Annotated in this window: 14 protein-coding genes; 6 read left to right on the plus strand and 8 right to left on the minus strand. The window is 72.4% G+C overall.

Annotated elements, in window-relative coordinates; all coding sequences use genetic code 11:
• Positions 1 to 57 precede the first annotated feature (57 nt).
• Complete coding sequence (locus ACH34T_RS25225) at positions 58 to 2982, plus strand: AAA family ATPase (RefSeq protein ID WP_396023386.1); 2925 nt, start codon at positions 58 to 60, stop codon at positions 2980 to 2982.
• Between the two features lie 66 nt (positions 2983 to 3048).
• Here the strand turns inward: ACH34T_RS25225 and ACH34T_RS25230 are convergent, their stop codons facing one another.
• From ACH34T_RS25230 to ACH34T_RS25250, 5 genes are all read right to left on the minus strand, one after another.
• Positions 3049 to 4026, minus strand: coding sequence for a JmjC domain-containing protein (locus tag ACH34T_RS25230; RefSeq protein ID WP_396023387.1), 978 nt, complete (start codon positions 4024 to 4026; stop codon positions 3049 to 3051).
• 72 nt (positions 4027 to 4098) lie between these two features.
• Positions 4099 to 5457, minus strand: a complete 1359-nt coding sequence (locus ACH34T_RS25235) for a lanthionine synthetase C family protein (protein WP_396023388.1) — start codon at positions 5455 to 5457, stop codon at positions 4099 to 4101.
• Positions 5454 to 8756, minus strand: a complete 3303-nt coding sequence (locus ACH34T_RS25240; protein WP_396023389.1) for a lantibiotic dehydratase — start codon at positions 8754 to 8756, stop codon at positions 5454 to 5456. Before ACH34T_RS25240 ends, ACH34T_RS25235 begins: the two co-directional genes overlap by 4 nt.
• A gap of 862 nt (positions 8757 to 9618) precedes the next feature.
• Positions 9619 to 10443, minus strand: coding sequence for a class I SAM-dependent methyltransferase (locus tag ACH34T_RS25245; protein WP_396023390.1), 825 nt, complete (start codon positions 10441 to 10443; stop codon positions 9619 to 9621).
• A gap of 176 nt (positions 10444 to 10619) precedes the next feature.
• The gene (locus ACH34T_RS25250) at positions 10620 to 12629 is read right to left on the minus strand and encodes an acyl-CoA dehydrogenase family protein (RefSeq protein ID WP_396023517.1); all 2010 of its coding nucleotides are present in this window, start codon (positions 12627 to 12629) and stop codon (positions 10620 to 10622) included.
• A gap of 125 nt (positions 12630 to 12754) precedes the next feature.
• Here ACH34T_RS25250 and ACH34T_RS25255 point away from each other — a divergent pair, with 125 nt between their 5' ends.
• A complete protein-coding gene (locus ACH34T_RS25255) occupies positions 12755 to 13525 on the plus strand; it encodes an IclR family transcriptional regulator (RefSeq protein ID WP_396023391.1) in 771 nt (256 codons plus the stop codon).
• Positions 13526 to 13583: 58 nt separating this feature from the next.
• Here the strand turns inward: ACH34T_RS25255 and ACH34T_RS25260 are convergent, their stop codons facing one another.
• Genes ACH34T_RS25260 through ACH34T_RS25270 form a run of 3 tightly spaced genes read right to left on the minus strand, consistent with a single transcriptional unit; the run spans position 13584 to position 15924 of the window.
• Entirely contained in the window at positions 13584 to 14645 is a 1062-nt protein-coding gene (locus ACH34T_RS25260; protein WP_396023392.1) for an ABC transporter permease, read from the minus strand.
• Positions 14642 to 15523: an ABC transporter ATP-binding protein gene (locus ACH34T_RS25265; protein WP_396023393.1), complete on the minus strand. Its 882-nt coding sequence runs from the start codon at positions 15521 to 15523 to the stop codon at positions 14642 to 14644. Before ACH34T_RS25265 ends, ACH34T_RS25260 begins: the two co-directional genes overlap by 4 nt.
• Positions 15520 to 15924, minus strand: a complete 405-nt coding sequence (locus tag ACH34T_RS25270; RefSeq protein ID WP_396023394.1) for a GntR family transcriptional regulator — start codon at positions 15922 to 15924, stop codon at positions 15520 to 15522. The genes ACH34T_RS25265 and ACH34T_RS25270 overlap by 4 nt, the downstream gene beginning before the upstream one ends.
• A 122-nt stretch (positions 15925 to 16046) precedes the next feature.
• Here ACH34T_RS25270 and deoC point away from each other — a divergent pair, with 122 nt between their 5' ends.
• From deoC to ACH34T_RS25290, 4 genes are all read left to right on the plus strand, one after another.
• Positions 16047 to 16970, plus strand: a complete 924-nt coding sequence (deoC, locus tag ACH34T_RS25275) for a deoxyribose-phosphate aldolase (protein ID WP_396023395.1) — start codon at positions 16047 to 16049, stop codon at positions 16968 to 16970.
• 2 nt (positions 16971 to 16972) lie between these two features.
• Complete coding sequence (locus ACH34T_RS25280; RefSeq protein ID WP_396023396.1) at positions 16973 to 18433, plus strand: aldehyde dehydrogenase family protein; 1461 nt, start codon at positions 16973 to 16975, stop codon at positions 18431 to 18433.
• The gene (locus ACH34T_RS25285) at positions 18426 to 19280 is read left to right on the plus strand and encodes an aldehyde dehydrogenase family protein (protein WP_396023397.1); all 855 of its coding nucleotides are present in this window, start codon (positions 18426 to 18428) and stop codon (positions 19278 to 19280) included. The genes ACH34T_RS25280 and ACH34T_RS25285 overlap by 8 nt, the downstream gene beginning before the upstream one ends.
• An 82-nt stretch (positions 19281 to 19362) precedes the next feature.
• Entirely contained in the window at positions 19363 to 20241 is an 879-nt protein-coding gene (locus tag ACH34T_RS25290) for a hypothetical protein (protein WP_396023398.1), read from the plus strand.
• Positions 20242 to 20247 lie beyond the last annotated feature (6 nt).

Below are 20247 nucleotides of genomic sequence, written 5' to 3' on the forward strand. Positions count from 1 at the left end.
GTCTCAGGGAGTGATAAATGAGGTGGGAATGTCCGATCCGTTTGGCATGCTTGTGACGTGAGTCCACGTGCGATGAGTCCCGTCCTGGTCGGCAGGTCGGCCGAGCTGGCGGAGCTGGCGGACGCCCTCGCCGCCGCGCCCGGCGCCGTCCTCCTCGGCGGCGACGCGGGCCTCGGCAAGACCCGCCTGATCCGCGAGTTCACCACCGCCGTGGACGGGGAGCGGGCGAGGGTCCTCACCGGAGGCTGCCTGGAGCTCGGCTCCGACGGCCTGCCGTTCGCGCCGTTCACGACCGTCCTGCGGAACCTCGTCCGCGACATCGGCATCGACGGCGTCGCCGGGCTCGTGCCGCGCGGCGACACCGGCTGCCTCGCCCGGCTGCTGCCCGAGTTCGGGGAACCGGAGTCCGACGCCGCCTCGGGCGAGGAGCGCGCGCGGCTGTTCGAGGTCATGCTCACGCTGCTGGAGCGGCTGGCGGAGCGCGGCCCGGTCGTGCTGGTCATCGAGGACGCGCACTGGGCCGACCGCTCCACTCGCGACCTGCTCGCGTTCCTGATCCGCAACCTCGGGACCGTGCCGGTGCTGATCGTCGTGACGTACCGGTCGGACGAGCTGCACCGCACCCATCCGCTGCGCGCGCTGCTCGCCGGGCTGGAGCGGGTCGAACGCGTCCGGCGGCTGACCATCGAGCCGCTGACCAGGGCCGACGTCGCCGACCTCGTGATCGAGCTGCTCGGCGACCGGCAGCCGCCGCCGGCCGGGCTCGTCGACCGGATCGCGGCGCGCAGCGAGGGCAACCCGCTGTTCATCGAGGCCCTGCTCGACGACGACGGGACGCTGGCCTGCGAGCTGCCCGAGTCGCTGCGGGATCTGCTGCTCGCGGGCGTCCAGCGGCTTCCCGAGGAGACGCAGGACGTCCTACGCGACGCCAGCGGCGGCAGCACGAGCATCGAGCACGCGCTCCTGGCGGCCGTGACGGGGCTTGAGGACGCGGCCCTGACCCGCGTACTCCGGCCCGCCGTGGCGGCGAACGTCCTGGTGGTGGACGGCGACGGCTACGCGTTCCGGCACGCTCTGATCCGCGAGGCCGTCCACGACGACCTGCTACCGGGCGAGTACACGCGGCTGCACAAGCGCTACGCGGAAGCCCTGGAGGACGATCCTGGGCTCGTCCCGGCCGGTCGGCTCTGGGTCGAACTGAGCTACCACTGGAACGCGGCCCACGACAGTACGTGGGCGCTGGTCGCGTCCTGGCGCGCCGCCGCCGAGGCCCGCAAAGCGCTCGCCTACGCGGAGTGCCTGGCGATGCTGTCGCGCGTCCTGGAGCTGTGGGACCAGGTCCCGGACGCGGAAGAACGCATCGGCGCGAACCACATCAAGGTCCTGCACGACGCGGCGACCGCCGCCGACCAGGCCGGGGAGTACGACCGCGGCATCAAGCTCGTCACCGCCGCGCTCCGCGAGGTCGAGACCGCGGCGGAGAACGTCGCCGAGAACGGAGCCCTGGCCGACCCGGCGCGGTGGGCCGTGCTGCTGGAGCTGCGCGGCCGTATGCGCTACCAGATGGCCCGCCCCGGATTCGTCGAGGACATGCGCGCCGCCGTGGAGGCCCTCCCGGCCGACCCGCCGACCGCGCTCCGGGCACGGGCGCTGGCCACGCTCGGGAACTACGTCCGCCTCACCACCAGCATCGGAGAGGCGCGCAAGGCGGCCGCCGAGTCGCTGGCCATCGCGCGCCGGCTGGCCGACCCGGTCACCGAGGCGGAGGCGCTGATCACCCAGTTCTGCGCCGACATCGACTACGACAACGACGCCGCGCTCGCCGAGGTCGAGGAGACGGTCGAGCGCAGCGGCAACCACCGGGTGCTGCTCCGCTACTACGTGATCAAGTCGCATTTCCTGGAGGGCTGCGGACGGCACGAGAAGGCCGCCGCCATCGCGGGACGCGGCAAGGAACTCGCCCGCGAATACGGCGTGGCCCGCACCCAGGGCACGTTCATGTCCATCAACCAGGCCGAGCCGCTGGTGTCGCTCGGCCGGTGGGACGAGGCCATGGCCGTCCTGAACCACGCCATGGAGCAGGACCCGGCGGTCACCACGCGCACGTCGCTGCTCGTCCTGTCCGGGTGGGTGGCGCTGGCGCGCGGCGACGTGGCGACGGCGGCGAAGCGGCTCGTCCTGTCCCGCGAGATCATGAATCTCAAGATGAAGTGGCTCAAGACGCAGGACTACTTCGCCACGCTCTGGCTCGAATCGCAGATCGCGCTCGCCGAAGGGCGCGCCGACGCCGCGCTGGACGCGGTCCGTCCCGTCGTCGACCACGCGGGCCTGCCCGACGACGCCCGGTACGCCTGGCCCGCGCTGGTCGTCGGCGCGTCGGCCTGCGCCGAGCTGGGCGACGCGGCCGCCGCCGACCTGCGCCGCATCGCGGAACGCGCCGCCGACCTCCGCATCACCGGCCCGCTCCAGCGGGCGCACAGCCTCACGTTCCGCGCCGAGCACGCCCGGGCCTGCGGCGTCCTCGACCTCGCCGCTTGGGACGAGGCCGCGGCCGCCTGGGACGCGCTCTGCGGCCCCTACCACCAGGCGCGCGCGCTGTATCGCGCGGCCGAGGCAGCTGCGGCGGGCGGCGACCACGACGGCGCGGCCGACCGGCTGCGCGCCGCCGCCGAGCTGGCCGACCGGCTCGGCGCCGCACCGCTCGGCGAACTCATCGCCGACCTGCTGCGCCGCACCCGGTCCCGCCGCCCCGACGACACCGCGCCGCTCGGCCTGACGCCCCGCGAATACGAGGTGCTGCGCCTCGTCGCGGAGGGCCGCAGCAACCGCGACATCGCCGAGGCGCTGTTCATCTCGGTGAAGACGGCCAGCGTCCACGTCTCCAACATCCTCGGGAAACTGGACGTGACCAGCCGAGGCGAGGCCGCCGCCACCGCCCACCGCCTGGCGCTGTTCACCCGCGAACCCGTGGCCAGGGGATGACGGACGTGTCGCCGTAGCCTGTGCTCGGCCGCCGCTCCACCCGCTCGACCCGGAGGTAGGGCGTGGTCAGCGCGGGGGTTGGGTGGGTGGCGTCCTGGGCGTGCGCGCGTCCTCGGGGAGCGTGCGCGCGTCCTTGGGGAGGAGGCGCAGGTCGCCCGGTTCGTCGTGGCGGGGGGTGACGGCGGCCAGGAGCGCGGCGGCGTCCCCGTGGCCCGCCTCGGCCGCCAGGCCGCGCAGAATGTCCTCGACGGCCGCGCGCCGCCGCTCCGGCCGGATGGGCAGCCGCGCGTTGCGGGGCAGGGCACCGGCGACCTCCGCCGCCCAGGCCCGGACGACCTCGCGAAACGCGGGTACGGCGGCGGAGATGGTCAGGTGCAGAGATCCCGCGGCGCCCGCCCGCGCGCGATGGCCGATGCCGAGCGGCAGGTGGAGGGCCTCGCCCGCGTTCAGGTCCAAGACCTCCGTGGGCTCACCGGGATCGGCCATCGGGCCGATCGACCAGTCGTCGCCCTCCGGCACGTCATAGAGCTCCCATCGCTTGCTGCCCGCGGCCTGCACGATGAACAACTCCGACTCGTCGCGATGCGGGCGACTGCCGTACTCGTCCGGCGCGGTCAGGTAGGCGTACGTCCGGACGTCGGCGGCCAGCGCCCGTCCCAGTTCGCGGCTGAAGCGGCGGACGGGCCCGTCCCACAGCTCCGGCATCGTGAAGACGAGGGTGTCGCCGGAGCGGACGCGGGCCGCCACCCGCTCGGGATCGGCGTGCCCGGTCGCCTGGTGCGTGCCGAACACGACCGTACGGGTGTAGGCGGTCGGCGGCACGGCCTGGCCGGCGTTGCTGACGCTGAACTGCGGATAGCGCAGGTTGCCGTGCCGCAGCCAGTCCTCGACGCGCGGCGGCGTCACCAGGGCCCGCACCGCCGCCCCGGCTTTGAACCGCGCGAACGTCCGGCCCCAGTCCAGCCGCCGCACTTCGGCGGGATCGGCGAACAGCTGCGCCCACACAGGGTCGGCGTCATCGATGGGTGTTTCGAGATCCGCCACGATGAATCCTTTCCTCTCGTCTGTTTCGAGGTGTCCGGCGTGCGGGACGATGCGCGGCCCGGCGGTTCCGAGTCAGGCGATGAGCAGCGCGGCGTCCCACCCGCCGGACGGGGGCGTATCGGCGAGGACCGCGTGCAGCGCGAGAGCCGTGCCGGCGGCACCCTCCAGGAAGCCCGAACGGTCAAGCGGGCCTCCGACGGCACCGGCCCGGAACCCGAACCGGGCCGCCGGGTCGAAGCCCTCGATGGCCAGGCCGGCGAGCCGTACCGCGCCTGCCAGCAGGACGCGATCGCCGGCGTCCCGGCCGATCCGCCACACGAGGTACGCCTGCCCGGCGCGGCCGTGACACAGCCCGGCATCGGTCGCGCCGCCGGCGCTCACGGGGCGGGCCAGGAGGGCGTGGACGGCTTCGAGCGCGCACGTCTGCCAATCCCGCTGGTCCAGGGCCCGCGCGGCGAGTTGCAGAGCCCGCGCGACCCCGGGAGCGCCGTAGCACCATCCGTCCTGCCTGCGGGAATACGCCTGAAGCGCCTTCGCGGGCCGGTCGGCGGCGACGGCGGGGGTCGGGAGCACGGCGGGCCAGTACGGCCCGTACGGGTCGTACCGCCGGGCGCCGAGCAGCCAGGCGGCGATCCTCTCGACGGCCGCGCGCTGACCGGGAACCCGTACGCCCCGTTCCCAGGCCAGGGCCAGCAGCGCCAGCGGCCCGGATATGCCGTGCGCCATCCCCAGGTTCAGGTGCGCGCCGCGGGAGCCTTCCGTCGGCCGGGGCGCGCCGCCCGGCGACGCGAGGCGGCGCGGGCCATGACGGACCCACCAGCCGGGGATCTCCACGCCGTCTCCGGGCAGCGGGTGGGACAGCGCGACCAGGAAGCCGAGGACGCGTTCCAGGGCGGGCCGCACGGGCTCGCCCCGGTCGAGCAAATGGCGGCCCGTCCCGGCCAGGCCGCTGATCACGTCGTACGCCTCGAAGGTCGTCCCGGGGCGTCGAGCGGAGACTTGGAGCATTCCCTCCGCCGCCCGCCGTGCGGCCGCGTCGGCGATCCGCCGATCGAGGTCGCCCAGGAGGCGCTCGTAGTCTCCTCGGCGGTGCGCGGCCGTGCGAGCGGCGATGGCCAGGGCCGCGGGCCCGTCGAACAAGGCGCGGTCGTACAGGCCCCCGTCGGCCCGTCCGACCGAGCGTGCCGCAAGGCTGAGATAACGGTGGGCCACCGGCCGGTAGGCGGGGTCGGCACGGCCGAGCTCGGCGAAGAGCATCGCGAGCCCTGGCGCGCCGTCGGACAGTGAGAGCGGCGCCCACGGAACCGAAACGTCACCGGGTTCGGGGACGACCTTGCTCGGGTCGGCCAGCCGGCGAGCCACCTCCTCCACGATCACCGATGCCGTGGCGCTGAGGTTTCCGGACGCCGTCCGCTCCGCCGGACGGCTCATGACCCGAACCTCGCCCTGTCCAGGTGGGCCTGAACCGCACCGCGCAGCACCGCGGAGCACCGCCGCTCCTTGTCGCGATCCGGCCCCAGCAGCCGGTTGTGGTGCATGTGCAGCAGGCTGAGCAGGATCGACTCCGGCGGTACGGGGAGGCGCCCGGCCTCCGCCAGCCGCCGGACCAGCCGGCCGTACGCGGCGACGGCGTCCCTCCTGCCCCGCCAGGCCGCGACGAGGTCGCGCCCGCCGGGAACGGCACGCAGGCCCTCGTGGGCCCCCGATGGATCGATCAGCCGGATCGCCTCGCGACGCATCCGCTGGAAGGCGGCGTGACCGTCGTCCTTGGAGAACGCGGCGGGCACCCATCCCGGATCGTGGCCGAACGCGCGTACGAGATCGAGCTGCCCGGCCGCGGCCAGCAGTTCGTCCGGGAGATCCAGGACGCCGTCGTAGCGCAGCCGGAGCGCGACCAGCACCGCGTCACTGTCGGCGCGGAACGCCTCCGCCGCGGCGGAGGCCGCCGCGGCGCCGCCGTACCGCGCCAGCTCGGGCTCGAACGTGTCGAGAACCAGCCGGCGGGCCAGACCGGCCGTGCACAGCGATCCGGCCCAGTCGTGGATTATCGGCAGCAGCCGGCCGTGCAGGGCGCCGGGATCCCCGTGAAAGCGGAGCCTGAGCTGCGGCTCGGGGTCGGCGTACCGAACGAAGTACCAGACGCCGCCGACCGGGGCGGGCGCGGCGGACGGCTCGGCGGGATCGGAGATCGCGAAGAACTCTGAGAGCAGCGCCGGGACATGACGGGCGAGCAGTTCCTCGTGCAGCTCGGCCCCGCTGTAGAGCTTGGCGTACAGCCACTCACCGCCCGGGAGGTGCCGTACCGTCACCGCCGCCCGCGGCACGGATCGCCCGGCGCCGTTGTGGCCCGCGCCGTTGTGGCCCGCGCTGTTGCGGCCGGTGCCGTTGCGCCCGGCGCCGTTGTGGCCGTCGTCCGCGTGGCGCGGCGCGGGCGCCTCCGCCCGATCGGCACGCCGGACCAGCGGCACGACCAGTTCGTGCGAGCGGCCTTCCAGCCAGCCCAGCTCCTGGGGATCACCGGGAGGCTCCACCAGCCGCACGCCGGGGTTGCGGGTCAGCTCCTGGCGGAGAAGCCGCCGATGCAGCGACACGGAGAGATCGAGTTCGATCCGGTGGTCGGCATACGTCACGTGGACGACATCGGGAACCCGCCAGCGCAGGCGCCAGGCGTCCAGGGCGCGATCCGGCTCCGCCGCCTTGAACAGCTCGTCCGTCGGCCGCCAGCGGGCGGAGGAGATGACCGTGCGGCCGTACCGGACGCGAGGAAGGTACGGCAGGACGCTCAGCGACCCCCATGACCAGGGCGACCGCAGGCCCCCGCCGCCCGCGATCTCGCGGATCAGCCGGACGGCGTTCGGCGTGGCGAAGCGGGTGTTGAGCATGTGCGGGGAGAACGTCGTGAGCCTCCGGCCCGCCGCCACCAGGAAGAGGTCGCGCCGGTCGGCGCCGACCATGACGTCGTCCAGGCCGAGGACGCCCGGGTCACCGCGCTCGGCGAAGACGCCGACCGCCACTTCGGCGGCGCAGAACACGGGCACGCGCAGCACATTGACCTCCCGGTCCGAGACGGGCCGGAACACGAGCTGGGCCGCCAACTCCTCCCCGTCCGCCGCGACGACCGGCCCGAGCGGGTCGGAAGGGCCGGACGAGGCGTCGAAGAGGTAGGCGAACCGCCCGTACACCGCGCCCGCGGCGTGTCCCGCGACCGGTGCCGCCACCAGCCGGAAATCCCCCCGTTCGATGTCCTTCAGCGACTCGGCCAGCACGTGGACGCCGAACTCCGTCGACGTCCCCGCGGCACCGGCGAGCCAGTGTGTGCCCGCGGCACCGGCGAGCCGGTCGATCAGGGAGTCGTCCAGGACGACCTCGGTCCCGGTGAGCGTCGCCTCCTGGGCCAGCGCGGCGAGCAGCTCGTCCCGTTCGCCTTCGGCGCGTACCCGGTCCCGTCCGGCGCCCTGCTCCCTGCGGCTGGGCGGCACCTGGTAGCCGGCCGGCGCGCCCAGCCCGCGCTCGGGATCGATCAGCTCGCGGATCGGGACCAGCCGGGCCGTCCCATACCGCTCCAGGAACGCGGCGTGGTAGTCGCACAGGTGAGGCGGGGTGTCGTCCGGCGGCGACAGGCGCCACAACGCATCGGCGACCCGCTCGACCTCCTCGGCGATCGCGCGCGGTAGGCGCACGTCCGCGTCGAGCCTGAGGTCCACCTGGACGGGAGGCCGTTCCGTGACGTGAATGCGCCGCATCCGCCGGACGGCCTCCCGCCACGCCGCACCGCCCGCGCCCAGCGGTTGTTCCGCGTAGTCCGCGAGGGCCGCCGCCACGCCCTCCAGCTCCGCGAGGGCCTCGGCGACCGCCGGGTCCGCCCGCCCGTCGACGCCGCGCAGCCGCCGGAGTACGTGCTCAAGCGGATCGGGCGCCGACGGCGGCGGCGCCAGGTCGGTGAGCAGGATCTCCTGCGAGATGAGCCGGCCGAGCATCGTCTCGACCGTCCGGGCCGACGCGCGGGGGAACGCCTCCTCCAGCTTCCGGAGCAGCTCCGTATACGGGACGGGCACGCCGGTGAGATCGAGCGCGGTCCGCACGGGAGGAGCGTGCCGGACCGACAACTCGTGAACGGCCCGCCGGGCACGAGGCCGCTCTGCCGTCCCGGCCTCGGCGCGGACGTACGGGAGCACCAGCCGGTCGCCCCGGACGAAACACAGATCGTTCCTGATCACGCGCAGCAGGCGCAGCACCGCCGGGACGCCCTCCAGGCGGGCGACCACCGCCGCGAGCCACTCGCCGTCGACCCGCACGCCCTTCCGGTGCGCGGTTCCCAGACGCACCTCCGTCCGGTCATCGCCGGGTGTGTCGCGAACGACCGCGTCATGAGTCTGGGCGAAGCCGGCGACGGAGACACCGGCGAAGAGTCCGAATGGCGTGGGACGGCCGGTCATCCGTAACAGATGGCGCGCCACCGCGAACGCCGCGCGCCGGAGCCTGGCCGGCTCCACCGGATCACCGCGCTCAAGGCGCCCGAGAGTCAGAGAGAGCGACCCGCCCGAGACTTCGATCGCCTCGCGCAGCACCGGATCGGTCAGAGCCTCGCGGACGAAGGTCTCCAGGTGGGACGGATCGTCCTCACCGTCGGGACCAAGGTCCACGCGGGTGGCCGCTGCCCGTTCCGGCGGGAGCACCGGCATCCGCAGCAGCGCCGCCTCGCCGGCCACATATCGAAACCCACGGGTCATCGTCACTCCTCAGACCAATGTACCGATGCCGATGTGCTGATGTGGACGAATGAGAAGACGGTGAAAGGAGTTGTCCGGGATGGACCCCGCGCCCGTTGTGCCGATCAGTTTTCCGGAAGTGGCCACCTTTCGGTGAATCCGACGGGAGAACGGCATTTCCTGCTTAGTATCTACCGGGACGGTGGATTTGTCGACGCGACGAGGTAGAACGGAGCCGCCCGATGAACGACATGATGACCGATCAGGATCTGATGTTCGACCTCGACCTGAGGGTTGTCGCGGACGACCAGGCGACCACACATGAATGGGGGACCATACACACCACGTACGTCACCGAAACGTGTATGCCCTCCGAAGAGATCTGCTTGAACCGACCCTAGACGGCATTCGGTCACCCACGAGGTCAACCCCACCGAGCACGCGTGGGGTTCGCTGCACACCACCTACATCACCGAGATTGGCTGCACGATGAGCGTCGGCGTCTGCTGAGACCCATCCGCGGCACATCAGCGCGAGCCGCATTCCGGAGCGAAGGCCGGACGCAACGCATTCGCTGCCGCCACCCGGAATGCGGCCCTCACCTATGCGCGAGAAAGCGCCTGCCTTGGACCGAGAAAGCGCCTGTCTGGACGCCGACCGGATACCGGATCCGATTCCATTCGGTGTAAAACCAGTGGACGAACGCCATGTCGGTTATCGACACCATGGTGACGGCCACTGAGCCAAGCGACGACCCACGTCCAGTGTCGTGCCCGTCGCGCTCCGGAGCACCGAAAGACATCCCGAACGGCGGGACGGAAAAAGGCGACGGGAACGATCCGATTTCTCGTGACCCGTTCCCGCCGCCTTGATGAGCGGGCGGTCAGCGGGGGACGCGGGCCACGCAGAAGACCGTCTGGCCGAACGGCGGCCGGACGAAGCGCTCGATGGTGCGGGTGAGCGGCACGACCGTCCGGTCGTAGATCTTGACGAGCTTCGGGTCGGGGTAGCCCGCGCCGCCGCGGCGGACCGCGAACCACCACGCGATCCCGCCGAGGAAGTTGATCGGCTTGAGCACCTCGGGGACGAGCCCCGCCGCGCGGACGGTCTCCTCCAGCGTCGCCGGGGTGTAGCGGGTGACATGCCCGACCTTCCGGTCGAAGTCCCCGTACAGCTGCATGTAGCCGGGCACCCAGATCACGATGCGGCCGCCGGGCTGGGTGACGGCGGCGAGGTCGCGCAGCGCCTGCGCGTCGTCCTTGATGTGCTCCAGGACGTTCATCATCACGACCGTGTCGACCTGCTGCCGGATCTCGATGTCGGCGGGCAGGGCCAGGTCGATGACCTCGACGTCGTCGCTGCCCTCGTAGCGCTTGCGCAGCTCGCCGACGCAGTAGGGGTCGTTGTCGCTGACGACGAGGTAGTCGAGGCGTCCGGCGAACTGCTCGGAGAAGTGCCCGAGGCCCGAGCCGACCTCCAGCATCGACCGGCCGACGTGCGGCGCGACGGTGTCGAACTCGTACTTGCGGTAGTTGCGGGCCTCGTCCCCGCCCAGATGGTTCTCCAGCGACCCCTCCCCGGCCGCGGGCTGGACGACGTCGCCGCCGTCCGGGGCCGGCCCCCGCTCGGGCCCCGCCTTCTTCGGACGGCTGCCGACGAGGTTGAGGAGCGTTGCTGCGATGGACTTCTTCTGACCAGGTGACTGCATACTTCCCGCTCGCTGGGTGCGTTGGCGTTCGGCTCTCGGCCGTGTGCTGTGGACGCGCCGGACCGAATGACCTGACCCGCTCGGGACGGTTCGATCCCCGGCGCAAAGTCGCGCCAGTCTACCCCCGCGTAGATCCCCGCGCCGGACGCCTCACGAGCCGCGCGCCGGACACCAGGTCAGGGGATCGTGCGGTGGACGTCGTCCTTCTCGCTCGGGCCCGGGTCGGACGGGGCGATCCACGGCCCGGGAATGGACGGGTCGAGGACGCCCTCCTCCACCCAGGCGAAGTCCCCGGCGAGGACGGAGCGGGCGAGCTTCACGTCCATCGCGTCGGTGTTGCGCCACAGGCCGTCGAACAGCTCCTCGACGCGGACGCGCGACTGGCGGCAGAACGCGTCCGCGAGCCGGACGGCCGACAGCCCAGGAGCCGGGACGGGATCGCCCGAGGCCAGGGAGCCCTCCGCGGACGAGTCGGCGTGGGCGCGGACGCACACCGCGCTCATCGCGTACAGCTCGGCGCCGATGTCGACCATCCGGCCGAGGAAGCCCTGCCGGCGTTCGAGGCCGCCCTGCCAGCGTCCGGCCGCGTAGAAGATCGACCTGGCGAGCTTGCGGGACGCGCGTTCGACGTACCGCAGGTGCTTGGCCAGCGGCCCGAACTCGGCGTAGGAGTTCGGGCGGTGCCCGGCGCCGGTGACGAGCGTCGGCAGCCAGCGCGCGTAGAACCCGCCCGCCTTCGCCGCGGCCCGCGCCTTGTCCCCGGCGGACGCGTCCGGGTCGATGATGTCACCGGCCACCGACAGGTGCGCGTCCACGGCCTCGCGGGCGATCAGCAGGTGCATGATCTCGGTGGAGCCCTCGAAGATCCGGTTGATGCGCAGGTCGCGGAGGAGTTGCTCGGCGGGCACGCCGCGCTCGCCGCGCGCCGCGAGCGACTCGGCGGTCTCGTAGCCGCGGCCGCCGCGCAGCTGGATCAGCTCGTCGGCGGCGCGGCACGCCATCTCCGACGTCCACAGCTTCGCCAGCGCCGCCTCGATCCGGATGTCGTTGCGCTCGTCGTCGGCGAGCTGGCCGGACAGGTCCAGCATCGCCTCCATCGCGTACGCGGTCGCCGCGATGAACGCGACCTTCCTGGACACGGCCTCGTGCTCGCCGACCGGACGGCCCCACTGCACCCGTTCCCGCGACCACTCGCGCGCGATCTTGGCGGCCCATTTGCCGCTCGCCGCGCAGATCGCGGGGAGGGAGAGGCGCCCGGTGTTGAGCGTGGTCAGCGCGATCTTCAGGCCCGCGCCCTCCTTGCCGATCAGGTTCGCCTTCGGGACGCGGACGTCGTGGAAGCGCGTGACGCCGTTCTCGATGCCGCGCAGCCCCATGAACGCGTTGCGGTTCTCGACGGTGATGCCGGGCGTGGCCATGTCCACGATGAACGCGGAGATGCCGCCGCGATGGTCGTCCGACTTCGGGACGCGGGCCATGACGACGACGAGGTCGGCGACGACGCCGTTGGTCGTCCACAGCTTGACGCCGTTGAGGACGTAGTCGTCGCCGTCCGGGACGGCGGTGGCGCGCAGCCGCGCCGGGTCGGAGCCGACGTCGGGCTCGGTGAGCAGGAACGCGCTGACCTGCCGGGCGCAGCGCGGCAGCCACTCGTCCTTCTGCTCGCGCGTCCCGAACAGCTTGACCGGCTGCGGGACGCCGATCGACTGGTGCGCCGACAGCAGCGCCGCGAGCGCCGGGCTGACGGACCCGACGACCATCAGCGCGCGGCCGTAGTAGAGCTGGCTGAGCCCGAGCCCGCCGTGCTTCTCCGGGATCTTCATGCCGAGCGCGCCGAGGTCCCGCAGGCCCGCGATGACGCCGTCGGGGATGCGCGACTCCCGCTCGATCGCCGCCGGGTCGATGTCGGTCGCGCAGAACGCGGTGAGCGCGGCGAGGAACTCCTCGCCCTTGCGCCGCGCCTCCGCGTCGGGCCGCGGATGCGGATGGACGAGATCGAGCCGGAAATCGCCGAGGAAGAGCTGCTTGCCGAAGCTCGGCAGCCGCCATTCCGCCTCGCGCGCCTCTTCGGCGACCTTACGGGCCGTCCGCTCGTCGACGTGCCCGCGCCCGCCCTGCGTGGTTCCGGACGTGGGCGTATCTCCAGATGTGCGCGGACTCCCGGACTTCTTCCTGCTCCCATACATGAGCACGGCCTTTCCCGTGGCGGGATCGGGAAACACTGCCCCACCGGACAGCAGAAGTGATCCAATGGGGTGGACTGTCACCGAAGCCCTTGACCTGACCAGGGCAGAGGGGTTCGCTTTGCGTGATGAGTGAGACACGCAAGCCCACACTCATCGCCTCGGTGCAGCGTGCCCTGCACCTGATGGAGGCGGTGGCGTCGCATCCGAGCGGCGCGCCCGCCAAGCTGCTCGCCCGCGAGGCCAGGCTCCCGCTCGCCACGACCTACCACCTGCTGCGCACGCTCGCGCACGAGGGCTACGCGACCCGGCTGTCGGACGGCGTCTGGGTGCTCGGCGACCGCGTCGAGGCCCTGCACGGGCAGAGCCGGACGCAGCAGCTGCTCGCCCGCGTCCGTCCGGCCCTGCTGTCGCTGCGCGACGAGCTGGGCGTCGCCGCCTACTTCAGCATGCACGTGGACGGCGAGATCCGGCTCATCGACGTCGCCGACGGCCCGCGCGCCCCCCGCGTCGACCTGTGGGTCAGGTTCGAGGACGCCGCGCACGCCACCGCCCTCGGCAAGGGCGTGCTGAGCCAGTTCGACGACGCCCGCCGCCGCGACTACCTGTCCCGGCATCCGCTCGTCGACCTGACCCCGCACACCATCACCGAGCCCGGACGGCTGCTCCGCTCGCTCGACTCGTCCTGCGGGCTGCTGTTCGACCGCGAGGAGTACGCGCTCGGCACGGGCTGCGCCGCCGTCCCGGTCACGGACGCGACCGGCGCCGTCATGGGCGCCCTCGCGATCTCCTGCCGTCCCGGGAGGCTCCCCAGGATCGAGCAGTCGGCGCACCGGATGCGGGCGAGCGCCGAGCGCCTCCAGCGCGCCCTGACCTTCACGGGCCAGGACGCGCTCTGACCTTCCCAGGCCACGGCTCTGACCTTCACGGGCCAGGACGCGCCCTGACATCGGCGGGCTAGGAAAGGCGGCGGCGCGTCCAGTAGAAGCAGAAGCCCGCCATGCCCAGGGCGAGTCCGGCGAACAGCCCCGTCTCGGCCCACTGCAGCGGCCAGAAGTGATCGGCGGGATGGTAGGCGACCTTCTGCCGGTACCCCTGCTGCTTGATGTAGTCGAAGCATGCCTGAGGCGGGCCTTCGGGGGGCTCGCCGCCCGGATCCGGCCGCGGCAGGCACGCGCCCCCGGCCGAATTGGGGATCACGATCTCGCGGACCTTGTTCCCGGACGCGTCGACCGTCTCGTTCGTCAGCGTCCAGGCCCCGCGTTCGGCGCTCACCTTCACCTGCATGCGCGCGCCCGACGGCCGGTGGTCCAGCATCATGTCCACGGGGTTGTCCGCCGTGATCTCGATGGTCCTGGTCTCGGGCGGGACGAGGTGGGGCCGGACGAAGATCGGCATCGCGACCTGGACGGCGATGAACACGACCAAAGTGATCGACATCGCCGGGAGGGTCCTGCGGACGAGGACGCCGACGGTGACGCCGAGCGCGAAGGCGAAGGCCGCGTGGCCGATCGGGGCGATGCCGCGCGCTACGAAGACGAGCGGCGTGATGCGCGCGATGTCGCCGCTCTCCGTCTGGGTGAGCGCCGACTTGTCGAGCGGGTCGGTCCACCAGTCCACGGCGAGCACCGCGAGCCCCGTGGCGACCAGGGCGGCCAGGCCGACCAGCCCGAGCTTGGCGGCCAGCCAGCGGTTCCGGGTGATGCTCTGGGTCCAGACGAGCCGGTGCGTGCCCTGCTCCAGCTCACGGGTGATGAGCGGGGCGCCCCAGAAGACCCCGATGACGCCCGGGAGGAACACGACGATGGCGAGCAGCCCGCCGAAGTAGTACTGGTGGTCGATGAAGAAGGCCTTGGAGAACTGCGCGCAGTTGTCCGGTGCGCCGCAGGACGCGAGTCCGCTGGCGTAGTCGTCCGCCAGGCCGGGCCCGGTGATCAGCAGGACGGCGGCGAGGACGGCGAGCGCGCCGAACACCACCGCGGCCTGGACGCGGAACTGCCGGAACGTCAGCCAGATCATCGGACGGCCTCCAGTGCGGGACGCGCCGGCGCGGCGCTCATGTACGCGAGGACGATGTCCTCCAGCCCGACCTGCCCGACGGTCCACGCCGGGTCGTGGATCGGGGCGTCCGTGCGGACGATGAAGGTGCTCTGCCGGTCGGTGTGGCTCTCGGACACGACGTGCTGGTCCGCGGGCAGCGTCGACGGGTCGCGGCGCGGCCCCGACAGCCGGTGGTGGCCGGCGAGCAGGTCGTCGACGTCCCCGGCGACGCGGACCCTGGACTCCACGAGCACGATCAGGTAGTCGCACGTCCGTTCCAGGTCGGACACCAGGTGGGACGACAGCACGACGCTGAGCGAGTGCTCCACGGCGGCCTCCATGAGGCCCTGGAGGAACTCGCGGCGGGCGAGCGGGTCGAGCGCGGCGACGGGCTCGTCCAGGATGAGCAGCTCGGGCCGCTTCGCGATGCCGAGCGTGAGGGCGAGCTGGGCGCGCTGCCCGCCGGACAGCTTCCCGGCGCGGTGCGCGGGGTCGAGGCGGAGGCGGTCGATGCGCTCGCGGGCGAGGGCGGCGTCCCAGCCCGGGTTGAGGCGTGCGCCGAGTTTGAGGTGGTCGGCGACGGTCAGCCCGGAGTAGGTGGGGGTGTCCTGCGCGACGTAACCGACCTTGGCGAGCTGGGCCGGATCCTCGGCGGGCCGGCCGCCGAGGACGCGGATGCCGCCCGCGGTCGGGCTGAGCTGCCCGACGGCCAGGTTCAGCAGCGTCGTCTTCCCGGCCCCGTTCGGCCCGACGAGGCCGACGACGCGTCCGGCGGGGATCTCCAGCGTGCAGTCGGACAGCGCCCACCGCTTCCCGTACTTCTTGCCCAGGCCCTGGGCCTCCAGCGCGGCGGTCACGCTATGCCCTCCTGACGGGCGGACCGAAAGGTCGTCATGAACAGCGCCTCGATGCTCTCGTCGTCCATCCCGGCGAGCCGGGCCTTGGTGAGCCAGCGCTCCAGGTCCTTGCGCAGCGGGCCGTGGGCGGCAAGCGACTCGCCCGCCAGCGTCCGCGTCACGAACGTCCCGACGCCGGGGCGCGGCACGACGAGTCCCTCGCGCTCCAGTTCCCGGTACGCCTTGAGCACGGTGTTCGGGTTGATCGCGAGCTGCGCGACGACGTCCTTGACGGTGGGCAGCTGGTCGCCCTCCCGCAGCAGGTCGAGCCGCAGGGCGTGCTTCACCTGCCGGACGAGCTGCATGTACGGCGAGACCCCCGACCCGGTGTCCAGATGGAACTCGATCACCGTCGCCCCCATCTCGATTTAACTATCATGTTAGTACTTTAGCTGTATCGGACGGTCGGCTGTCAACGAACATCCGTTTTGTGCCGGGGGCCTGGTTCGGCGATGCTGGGACCGTGTCAACGGAGACCGCGTCGATGACGACGCAGAACACCGCCGCAGAGCTGCGCGCCTTCCTGCGCGGGCTGCCGGGCGTCGACCAGGTGGGGGCCGAGGAGCGCGCCGCGCGGCTCGCGACCCGGTCGATCAAGACGACGGCCAAGGCCGAGGCGATCGACCTGGCCATCTCGATGGTGGACCTGACCACGCTGGAAGGCGCCGACACGCCGGGGAAGGTGCGGGCGCTGTGCGCGAAGGCGGCGCATCCCGACCCGTCCGACGCGTCCGTGCCGAAGGTGGCGGCGGTGTGCGTGTACTCGGACCTGGTGGACGTCGCCGTCCGGTCCCTTGAGGGGACGGGGATCGGGGTGGCGAGCGTCGCGACGTCGTTCCCGTCCGGGCGGGCGCCGCTGGAGGCCAAGCTCGCCGACACCCGGGCGGCGGTCGCGGCGGGCGCGGCCGAGATCGACATGGTGATCGACCGCGGCGCCTTCCTCGCCGGCGACGTCGGGAAGGTGTTCGACGAGATCACGGCCGTCAAGGAGGCGTGCGGGACGGCGCATCTGAAGGTGATCCTGGAGACGGGCGAGCTGGCCACGCTCGACAACGTCCGGCGGGCGTCGTGGCTGGCGATGCGGGCCGGGGCCGACTTCATCAAGACCTCGACCGGGAAGGTGTCGCCGGCGGCGACGCTGCCGGTCACGCTGGTGATGCTGGAGGCCGTCCGCGACTACCGCGCCCGGACGGGACGCCAGGTCGGCGTCAAACCGGCGGGCGGCATCCGCACCACGAAGGACGCGATCCGCTACCTGGTGCTGGTCAACGAGACCGCCGGGCCCGACTGGCTCTCGCCGGACTGGTTCCGGCTGGGCGCGTCGAGCCTGCTGAACGACCTGCTCATGCAGCGCCGCAAGCTGGCCACGGGCGTGTATTCCGGTCCCGACTACTTCACGCTGGACTGATCATGATCTCTGGTGGCAGGGCCTCTAGCGGCAGGGTTTTCGAGTACGCGCCGGCGCCCGAGTCGCGGGCGGTCGTCGACGTCCGCGCCTCCTACGGCCTGTTCGTCGACGGCGAGTTCGTCGACGGGCACGGCGAGCCCTTCAAGTCGATCAATCCGGCCGACGAGACCGTGCTGGCCGACATCGCCTGCGCCGACGAGACAGACGTCGACCGCGCCGTCGCCGCCGCGCGCACCGCGTTCGACACCGTCTGGGGCCCGATGCCGGGACGCGAGCGCGCCAAGTACCTGTACCGCATCGCCCGGATCATCCAGGAGCGGTCGCGCGAGCTGGCCGTGCTGGAGTCGATCGACAACGGCAAGCCGATCCGCGAGTCCCGGGACGTCGACGTCCCGCTGGTCGCGGCCTGGTTCTTCTACTACGCGGGGTGGGCCGACAAGCTCCGGTACGCCGGATTCGGACCCGACCCCAGGCCGGTGGGCGTGGCCGGGCAGGTGATCCCGTGGAACTTCCCGCTGCTGATGCTCGCGTGGAAGATCGCGCCCGCGCTGGCCTGCGGCAACACCGTCGTGCTGAAGCCCGCCGAGACGACGCCGCTGACCGCGCTGCTGTTCGCCGACATCTGCCGCCAGGCGGAACTGCCGCCGGGCGTCGTCAACATCATCACGGGCGCGGGGGAGACCGGCCGCGCGCTCGTCGCCCACGACGGGATCGACAAGGTCGCGTTCACCGGGTCCACCGAGGTCGGACGGCAGATCGCCCGCACCCTGGCGGGCACCCGCAAGCGGCTGACGCTGGAGCTGGGCGGGAAGGCCGCCAACATCGTCTACGCGGACGCCGCGCTCGACCAGGCCGTCGAGGGCATCGTCAACGGGATCTTCTTCAACCAGGGGCACGTGTGCTGCGCTGGGTCGCGGCTGCTCGTCCAGGAGTCGGTCGCCGAGGAGGTCCTGGAGCGGCTGAAGGCGCGGATGGCGACGCTGCGGGTCGGCGACCCGCTCGACAAGAACACCGACATCGGGGCAATCAACTCGGCCGAGCAGCTCGCCAAGATCCGCGAGCTGTCGGCCATCGGGGAGGCTGAGGGCGCCACCGCCTGGTCGCCGCCGTGCGAGCTGCCCGCGCAGGGATTCTGGTTCGCGCCGACCGTGTTCACCGACGTCGCCCAGTCGCACCGGATCGCGCGGGAGGAGATCTTCGGGCCCGTCCTGTCGGTGCTGACGTTCCGGACGCCCGACGAGGCCGTCACCAAGGCCAACAACACCCCGTACGGCCTGTCCGCCGGAGTCTGGACGGAGAAGGGCTCGCAGATCCTGTGGACGGCGCAGCGCCTGCGCGCCGGGGTCGTGTGGGCCAACACGTTCAACAAGTTCGACCCGGCGTCCCCGTTCGGCGGCTACAAGGAATCGGGGTTCGGCCGCGAGGGCGGACGCCACGGGCTGGAGGGCTATCTCGATGTCTGAGCGGCTGGCCGTTCGCAAGACCTACAAGCTGTTCATCGGGGGCGCGTTCCCCCGGTCCGAGTCGGGCAGGTCGTACGCGGTGACCGACGCCAAGGGACGGTTCGTGGCCAACGCGTCGCAGGCGTCCCGCAAGGACGCGCGCGACGCCGTCTCCGCCGCCCGCAAGGCGTTCCCAGGCTGGTCAGGCCGCACCGCCTACAACCGCGGCCAGATCCTCTACCGCGTCGCGGAGATGCTGGAGGGGCGCCGCGACCAGTTCGCCGACGAGCTCCGGCGGGCGGGGGCGTCCAAGAGCGGCGCCGCGGGCGAGGTGGACGCGGCCGTCGACCGGTGGGTCTGGTACGCCGGGTGGGCCGACAAGCTGTCCGCGGTGGCGGGCGCGTCGAACCCGGTGTCCGGGCCGTTCTTCAACTTCTCCACGCCCGAGCCCGCCGGTGTCGTCGCCGTCGTCGCGCCCGACTCGCCGCTGCTCGGGCTCGTGTCCGTGGTCGCCCCGGTGATCGTCTCGGGGAACACGTGCGTCGTCGTGGCGTCCGAGTCGGCGCCGCTGCCGTCCATCACGCTGGCGGAGGTGCTGGCGACGTCCGACCTGCCGGGCGGGGTCGTCAACGTCCTCACCGGGCGGCGGAGCGAGATCGCGCCGTGGCTCGCCTCCCACATGGACGTCAACGGCCTCGACCTCACCGGAGCGGCCGCCGGCCACGTCCCCGACCTGGAGGACGAGGCCGCCGGGAACCTCAAACGCGTCCTGCGCCAGGACGACCGCGAATGGACCGACGACCCTGGAACCGCCCGCATGACGGCGTTCCTGGAGACCAAGACCGTCTGGCATCCCGTGGGCGTGTGAGCTGATATGACTCCGCGTGTGTAGAGCATCACAAAGCGTGGAATAGATCTCCCCGTAACTGATCATCACTGGGGGGAGATCAGTGCCTACCAAGACGGCTGCACGTACGAAGAGCACATCGACCAAGTCCACGACCGCACGCAAACCGGCGGCGAAACGAACCTCGGCCGCGAAGGCGTCCACGAGGACGGCGACCAGCCGGACGACCGCCGCCAAGCGCGGCACTACCAGGAGCGGTACCGCCAGGAGCGGCACTGCCAGGAGCGGGGCCGCGAAGAAGCGGACGACCGCGGCGTCCAGCCGGACGTCGTCGGCCGCCGCGACCCGCGTCACCAAGGCCGCGAGCCAGGCCAAGACCGCCGCGACGCAGATGAAGTCGGTGGCGACCAAGGCGTCCTCGTCGGCGAAGGCCATGACGGCGATGACCAAGGCCATGACCAGCGCGACCAAGGCGATGTCCGACGCCGCCAAGGCGATGGACGCGGCCGCGAAGGTCATCACCACGACGGCCAAGTCCACCGGGACCCGGAGCACGGCGGCGAGGAAGAGCACGGCGTCCAGGTCCGGGACGGCGCGCAGGTCGACGGCGGCCGCGTCCAGCCGGTCGCGGTCGACGGCGTCCGCGCGGACGTCCGCGGCCCGCAAGTCGACGACGGCGAAGAGCTCCACCAGGAGCGGCACGGCGAAGAAGACCGCGCCGAAGTCGCGGACGTCCGCCGCCCGCAAGTCGACGTCGTCGCGGACGACCAGGTCCACCGCGGCGAAGCGGCCCGCCAGGTCCACCGCGTCCCGGACGGCGGCGGCCCGCAGGACGCCCGCGAGCCGGGCCGTGGACGCGGCACGCAGCGCCGCCGCCAGCGCGTCGTCCATGGTCGAGCCGAAGACCGGCTCGCTCCAGCACTCGACACGGTCGGACGGCGGGTTCCTGAGCGGGCTCACCGGCTCCGGCCGCGGGCGCTGAAGGGCG

The organism is Actinomadura sp. 9N215 (assembly GCF_044326345.1).
In the GTDB taxonomy this organism is placed as follows: domain Bacteria; phylum Actinomycetota; class Actinomycetes; order Streptosporangiales; family Streptosporangiaceae; genus Spirillospora.

What these genes read in the sequence shown, in the direction of transcription:
- ACH34T_RS25245 (WP_396023390.1), bottom strand. Translation starts at nt 10,443, where the DNA reads ATGCAGTCACCTGGTCAGAAGAAGTCCATCGCAGCAACGCTCCTCAAC.
- ACH34T_RS25285 (WP_396023397.1), top strand. Translation starts at nt 18,426, where the DNA reads ATGTCTGAGCGGCTGGCCGTTCGCAAGACCTACAAGCTGTTCATCGGG.
- ACH34T_RS25270 (WP_396023394.1), bottom strand. Translation starts at nt 15,924, where the DNA reads ATGGGGGCGACGGTGATCGAGTTCCATCTGGACACCGGGTCGGGGGTC.
- ACH34T_RS25235 (WP_396023388.1), bottom strand. Translation starts at nt 5,457, where the DNA reads ATGAGCCGTCCGGCGGAGCGGACGGCGTCCGGAAACCTCAGCGCCACG.
- ACH34T_RS25255 (WP_396023391.1), top strand. Translation starts at nt 12,755, where the DNA reads ATGAGTGAGACACGCAAGCCCACACTCATCGCCTCGGTGCAGCGTGCC.
- ACH34T_RS25250 (WP_396023517.1), bottom strand. Translation starts at nt 12,629, where the DNA reads ATGTATGGGAGCAGGAAGAAGTCCGGGAGTCCGCGCACATCTGGAGAT.
- deoC (WP_396023395.1), top strand. Translation starts at nt 16,047, where the DNA reads ATGACGACGCAGAACACCGCCGCAGAGCTGCGCGCCTTCCTGCGCGGG.
- ACH34T_RS25280 (WP_396023396.1), top strand. Translation starts at nt 16,973, where the DNA reads ATGATCTCTGGTGGCAGGGCCTCTAGCGGCAGGGTTTTCGAGTACGCG.
- ACH34T_RS25240 (WP_396023389.1), bottom strand. Translation starts at nt 8,756, where the DNA reads ATGACCCGTGGGTTTCGATATGTGGCCGGCGAGGCGGCGCTGCTGCGG.
- ACH34T_RS25260 (WP_396023392.1), bottom strand. Translation starts at nt 14,645, where the DNA reads ATGATCTGGCTGACGTTCCGGCAGTTCCGCGTCCAGGCCGCGGTGGTG.